7 protein-coding genes are annotated in these 5,609 nt (G+C 58.3%); 4 read left to right on the forward strand and 3 right to left on the reverse strand.

Annotated elements, in window-relative coordinates:
- Positions 1-206 precede the first annotated feature (206 nt).
- Entirely contained in the window at positions 207-716 is a 510-nt protein-coding gene (locus ACIQ0R_RS10830) for a CinA family protein (RefSeq protein WP_395827137.1), read from the forward strand.
- A 39-nt stretch (positions 717-755) separates the two neighbouring features.
- Here ACIQ0R_RS10830 and pyrF read toward each other — a convergent pair whose 3' ends face one another.
- Positions 756-1,583, reverse strand: a complete 828-nt coding sequence (gene pyrF, locus ACIQ0R_RS10835) for an orotidine-5'-phosphate decarboxylase (RefSeq protein WP_395827140.1) — start codon at positions 1,581-1,583, stop codon at positions 756-758.
- A gap of 141 nt (positions 1,584-1,724) precedes the next feature.
- Here pyrF and ACIQ0R_RS10840 point away from each other — a divergent pair, with 141 nt between their 5' ends.
- The 3 genes from ACIQ0R_RS10840 to ACIQ0R_RS10850 all read left to right on the forward strand — a co-directional run bounded on the left by ACIQ0R_RS10840 (position 1,725) and on the right by ACIQ0R_RS10850 (position 3,747).
- Positions 1,725-2,324, forward strand: coding sequence for a LemA family protein (locus tag ACIQ0R_RS10840; RefSeq protein ID WP_395827143.1), 600 nt, complete (start codon positions 1,725-1,727; stop codon positions 2,322-2,324).
- Between the two features lie 134 nt (positions 2,325-2,458).
- A complete protein-coding gene (locus ACIQ0R_RS10845; RefSeq protein ID WP_395827158.1) occupies positions 2,459-3,244 on the forward strand; it encodes a TPM domain-containing protein in 786 nt (261 codons plus the stop codon).
- Positions 3,244-3,747, forward strand: a complete 504-nt coding sequence (locus ACIQ0R_RS10850; RefSeq protein ID WP_395827148.1) for a TPM domain-containing protein — start codon at positions 3,244-3,246, stop codon at positions 3,745-3,747. The genes ACIQ0R_RS10845 and ACIQ0R_RS10850 overlap by 1 nt, the downstream gene beginning before the upstream one ends.
- 131 nt (positions 3,748-3,878) lie before the next feature.
- Here the strand turns inward: ACIQ0R_RS10850 and dacB are convergent, their stop codons facing one another.
- The gene (gene dacB / locus ACIQ0R_RS10855; RefSeq protein ID WP_395827151.1) at positions 3,879-5,237 is read right to left on the reverse strand and encodes a D-alanyl-D-alanine carboxypeptidase/D-alanyl-D-alanine-endopeptidase; all 1,359 of its coding nucleotides are present in this window, start codon (positions 5,235-5,237) and stop codon (positions 3,879-3,881) included.
- A 187-nt stretch (positions 5,238-5,424) separates the two neighbouring features.
- Positions 5,425-5,609 (reverse strand): hypothetical protein (locus ACIQ0R_RS10860; protein ID WP_395827154.1); only part of this gene is annotated, 185 nt, incomplete at its 5' end.

Genomic DNA, 5,609 nt, shown 5'->3' on the forward strand with positions numbered 1-5,609 from the left:
GTTGCTATAGACGGTTGCTATAGACGGTTGCTATAGACGGTTGCTATAGACGGTTGCTATAGACGGTTGCTATAGACGGTTGCTATAGACGGTTGCTATGGGCGGTTGCTGTAGACGGCTGCGTAAGATGCGGAGACTCGATTGCATCCGCCCGCGACAAGTGGCAGTATGTATTGCAGCAGCGGGCAGACAACAGGAGCGCAGACATGAACACCAACAACGTGGTTGCAGACAACACCGAACACATCATCGATCTGGCAGAACAAGTCGGGCGGGCCTTGCAGACCAAGGGCTGGTTCCTGTCCACCGCAGAATCCTGCACCGGCGGCGGCGTCTCGCAAGCCATCACTGAAATCGCCGGTTCATCGGCATGGTTCGATTGCGGCTTCGTCACTTACTCCAACGCCTCCAAGACGGAATTGCTGGATATCCCGGAAGCCGAGATCGCCCAGCATGGCGCGGTGAGCGAGGAAATTGCCGCGGCGATGGCCGAAGGCGCGCTGGCCAACAGCAATGCCGACGTCACCCTCTCCACCACCGGCATCGCCGGGCCGGGCGGGGCGGTGCCGGGCAAACCGGTCGGCGCGGTGTGCTTCGGCTGGTCGGTCGGCCATCGCACCTATACCGAACGACTGGTGTTTGCCGGTGATCGCCGCGCGGTGCGTGAACAGACGGTTATCCACGCATTACAAGGGCTGTTGCGCTTCTTGAAGTAATTCGGCTGCAATGCGTTGACTGAAACCGCTCTCTCTTGATTAACCCCGGAAACGATTGATGGCGTCGCGCGTTTCACGCGCTACGCGCCCTGCTGCCTGGGCAAAGTCTTCGCCGGCAGCCTGATCCGGCTGGGCGTACAGGATCGCCCGCGACGAGTTGATCATCATGCCTTGGCCGTTGGCGGTCTTGCCCGCATTCACGGTGGCCTGGACATCACCACCCTGAGCGCCGACGCCCGGCACCAGCAGCGGCATGTCGCCGATGATGCTGCGCACTTGCGCCAGTTCCTGCGGGTAAGTCGCTCCCACCACTAAGCCGCATTGGCCGTTGGTGTTCCATTTTTCAGCCACCAGACGCGCTACGTGCTGATACAGCGGCACGCCGTCAACCGTCAGGAATTGCAGGTCAGAACCGCCGGCATTGGAAGTGCGGCACAACACGATGGCGCCGCGGTCCTTCCACTCCAGGTACGGCGCGACTGAATCGAAACCCATGTAAGGACTCACTGTTACCGCGTCGGCGCCGTAGCGCTCGAAAGCTTCGCGCGCATATTGCTCCGCGGTTGCGCCGATATCGCCGCGCTTGGCGTCCATCACGATCGGGATGTGGGCATAGGTAGTGCGCAGGTATTCGCAGATGGCCTCAAGCTGATCTTCCGCCCGTAGTGCTGAGAAATAGGCAATTTGCGGCTTGAAAGCGCAGGCGGTATCGGCAGTTGCATCTATAATTGCCTTGCAGAAATCAAATATGGCATGCGATTTCTGCTGCAAATGTGATGGTAATTTGCCAATATCCGGGTCCAGCCCGACGCACAGCAGAGAGTTATTGGTGGCCCAGGCGGCGGATAATTTGTTGATGAAAGTCACGATGAAGCCTCAATAATGCGGACCCTGCATTGTAATTCCAAATTACCCGTTCATCGTCTCACGCCGGGGATTTAACACTTGAGCGACTATCAATAGTTTGCTAACGTCCGTCACACTTGTTTCTTTTTTCAGGGGTCCCGAATGAAAATTTACTTCAAATGGCTGGCAATCGCGGTTCTCGCCGCGTTACTCAGTGCTTGCGGTTATAACGATTTCCAATCCAAGGATGAAGCCGTCAAGGCAGCCTGGGGCGAAGTCGTCAACCAATATCAGGGACGTGCCGATCTGGTGCCGAAAATCGCCCAGATCGTCAAGGCTTATGCCAGCCATGAAGAGGCGACGTTTGAAGCGGTAACCAAAGCGCGCTCGGCCGCCACCAGCTTCCAGATCACGCCGGAAGTGCTGAACGATCCGGCGGCGCTCCAGAAATTCCAGCAGGTGCAGGGGCAGTTGTCGTCGGCACTGTCGCGCCTGATGGCGGTCTCGGAAAATTATCCGCAACTGAAGGCAGACGGCTTGTACCGCGATGCACAATCGCAGTTGGAAGGCATCGAGAACCGTATCAAGGTGGCGCGCAACCGCTATATCGTCGCGGTACAGGATTACAACGTACTGGCGCGCAGCTTCCCGAGCAATCTGACTGCGATGGCAATGGGTTACAAGGTCAAACCGTCGTTCACGGTGGATAACGAAAAAGCGATCTCGACATCGCCTGACGTCGATTTCGGCGGCAAAAAATAATGTCCGCCAGCACGATGCCTGCTTTGGCCGGGTTATCTTGTTTGGCTTGTCTGGCTCGCCTGACTGCGGCCTTGGCTGGTCGGCTGGCGCTACTGGCCGCGTTGGTAGTGGCGCTGCCCGCCTTGGCGCAAACCATGCCACAGCAGGTGCCGGTGCCGCCGTTGCAATCGCATGTCACCGATCTGGCCGGCATGCTACAGCCTGAGCAGCGCGCTACGCTGGATAACGTGCTGCGCCGGTATGAAGAACGCACCGGCAGCCAGATTGCCATCCTCCTGCTGAGCAAGACCGAGCCGGAAGGTATCGAGGATTATGCGGTGCGGGTTGCCGATGCCTGGAAGCTGGGACGCAAGGGCATCGACGACGGCGTCATTTTGCTGGTCGCCAGGGACAATCCAACAGCGCTGCGGCGCTTGATGATCCTGACCGGGCGCGGTGTGCAGGGTGCGCTGACGGATGCGCAATCCAAGCGCATCCTGCAAGACATCATCGCGCCCTACTTCATCAAGAATGATTATTATGGTGGCTTGACCGCAGGCGTCTCGGCCATCATGCCGCTGCTCGACAGCGAACATTTTGCTGCGCCGCCACGCAAGGCAGCGCCGTCAGAACCCATATCCGATCTGCCGGGCGCACTGGCGCCGTTGCTATTCTTCGGCTTCATCATCCTGATCGCGATTATTTCGCGCGCACGCGGCGGCGGTGCTGGCGGTGGCGGATTGAGCGGCAACAGCGGCAACTCCGGCCGCACGCTCAACAGCAATGTCTGGGGCAATGCGGCCGGCGTCATCATCGGCAGCATCTTAAGCCAGGGTGGACGCGGTGGTGGTGGCTTCAGCGGCGGCGGAGGAGGATTCGGTGGTGGCGGCTTTTCTGGCGGCGGTGGTTTTGACGGCGGCGGCGCCTCGGGGGATTGGTAATGGGATCGACTCTACAACGCTTCTGGCGCCACCTGACGACCACCCGGCGCAGCGCACAACGCGCCTTTCCGGCGGCAACCTTGAAAGCGATCCAGCACAAGATTGCCGAAGGCGAAGTCACGCACCGGGCCGAGGTCAAGATGATCGTCGAAGGCTCGCTGAGCCTGCCGGCGGTGCTCAACGGCGTCACATCACGCAACCGCGCGCATGAACTTTTCGCCCACTATCGGCTGTGGGATACCGAAGAAAACGTCGGGGTGCTGTTGTACGTGAATCTGGCTGATCACAAAGTAGAAATCGTCGTCGACCGCGCAGTTGGGCGTGCCATCAAAAGCAGCGAATGGCAAGCCGTGTGCAACACCATGACCAAGGAATTTGCCAACGGCACCTTCCACCACAGCACCCTGGCAGCGCTGGAACAAATGAATAACTACCTAACCCAGCACTTTCCTGATCATGGCCAGAAAAAAAATGAGCTGTCGGATAAGCCGCTGGTACTATAACCCGCAGCAATTAAATTGACTCTGACCCCAATTAAAATTTATAACCCGCAGCAATTACATTGACTCTGACCTCAATTAAAATTAATTAGGGTCAGAGTCGATTTGTTTTTGGGGCAGTTAAGGCGTGCTGCTTAGCCATTCTCATATACCCATTGCAACAACCCATCCTGCGCCGCTTGTCCTTTGGCGGCGTTGGGGTCGTTGATCAAGCAGACCACTGCGTAATATTTTCCCGATGCTGCGAGCACGTAGCCGGCAATCGCGCGGACATCGTTCAGGGTGCCGGTCTTGACGTGGGCTTGTCCCGCTACGCCTTGGTCTTTGAGGCGCTTGCGCATGGTGCCGTCGTAGCCTGCCAACGGCATTGAGGAGACGAATTCCGGCATGGTCGGGGATTGGAATGCGGCCGTCATCATGCGACCCATGGTCTTGGCTGAAATGCGCTCGTTGCGCGACAGGCCGGAGCCGTTTTCGATCACCAGACCGCTGGTGTCGATGCCCTTGCTGGCCAGCCAGCTCTGGATCGCCCGCGCGCCGCGCTCTGGCGTGGCCGGCACTTTGAGGATGTCGGCGGCGATGGTCAGCAATACCTGGCGCGCCATCACGTTGTTGCTGTATTTGTTGATGTCGCGGATGACTTCCGGCAAGGTGACCGAACTCCATTCGGTGATCAGGCGGGCGCTCGGCGGCACCACGCCATTCTTGACGCTGCCGTTAAAGCTGCCGCCGAGATCAGCCCACATCTGGCGAAACACCGCGCCGAAGTATTGGGTTGAACTCATCTTGTAGGGATTGACGTACCAGGTTTTCTCGCCGCAGGAGGCCGGCAGCGTACCGGTGAAGCTGGCGCCATCGGCATCTACCGAAGCTTGCAGCTTGCCTTGCCAGTCGTCGCAGCCGCCCTTGCCTAGCCGTGGCGCGGTCACGGCAAAGCCACTCAGGGGCGGATCGATGACAACGCTGACCTGGCGCTTATCCTGATCCGGCATGAACTGGAACGTCAGTGTTTTGTAGTTCAGTAGCAAGGCATCGGGGCCGACGTTATAGGGCTTCAGCGGATCACCATCGAAGTCGGATGGGTCGTAGGCATTCTGGTCAAAGGTGCTGCGGTCGAGCAATACGTCGCCGCGGATGTCGCGGATGCCCTTGGCGCGAATCTGGCGCAGGAACAGCCAGAAATTTTCCAGCACCAGCTTGGGATCGCCGTTGCCTTTGAAGATCAGGTTGCCCTGCAAGGTGTTGCCGATCTGGTTGCCATCGGCGTAGGCCTGGGTTTTCCAGCGATAGGTCGGGCCCAGCAACTCCAACGCGGCATCGGTGGTCAGCAATTTCATGGTGGACGCCGGATTGAACGGCACACCGGCATTGGCTGCTGCCAGCACGCGACCAGTGCCGCTGACTTCCTGCACATATACGCCGACGCTTTGGGGGGCAATGCCGGCCTGCTGCAATGCCCTGCTGAACGGCGTCGGCAACGCAGATGACGGCACAGACGATAGATCCTGCGCGTTGCCAGTGGCCAGCAAAAGGAGTGACGAAACAACGAAACAAAGCGCGTAGGTTTTTTTCAAATGGGCACCGGCAAAAAAGAGATGGTGCGAGGATTATCCCACGCGATCACACCAGGCACAGATGGAAAATGAGGATGGGTATGAGAATGGCGGCAGGGAGCGCAAGTCATAACAGGTTGGCTCCGCGCATGCTGCGTGCAGCCAACCCGCCTGAAATGCTGCTTAAGTTGAGCTTCCCCCGAAATTTAGTCTTCCATAGGTAACGTAAAATCAACGATCCTTTGGAAAGACCAGCAATGAAGAAGATACCAAAACAGATGTACACGGCGGAGTTCAAGGAGCTAGCCGTGC

Source organism: Collimonas sp. (assembly GCF_044339385.1).
In the GTDB taxonomy this organism is placed as follows: Bacteria; Pseudomonadota; Gammaproteobacteria; order Burkholderiales; family Burkholderiaceae_D; genus Collimonas.

Excerpts from the sequence above, each read along its gene's own strand:
- ACIQ0R_RS10840 (WP_395827143.1), top strand. The coding sequence starts at position 1,725 with ATGAAAATTTACTTCAAATGGCTGGCAATCGCGGTTCTCGCCGCGTTA.
- ACIQ0R_RS10850 (WP_395827148.1), top strand. The coding sequence starts at position 3,244 with ATGGGATCGACTCTACAACGCTTCTGGCGCCACCTGACGACCACCCGG.
- ACIQ0R_RS10845 (WP_395827158.1), top strand. The coding sequence starts at position 2,459 with ATGCCACAGCAGGTGCCGGTGCCGCCGTTGCAATCGCATGTCACCGAT.
- ACIQ0R_RS10830 (WP_395827137.1), top strand. The coding sequence starts at position 207 with ATGAACACCAACAACGTGGTTGCAGACAACACCGAACACATCATCGAT.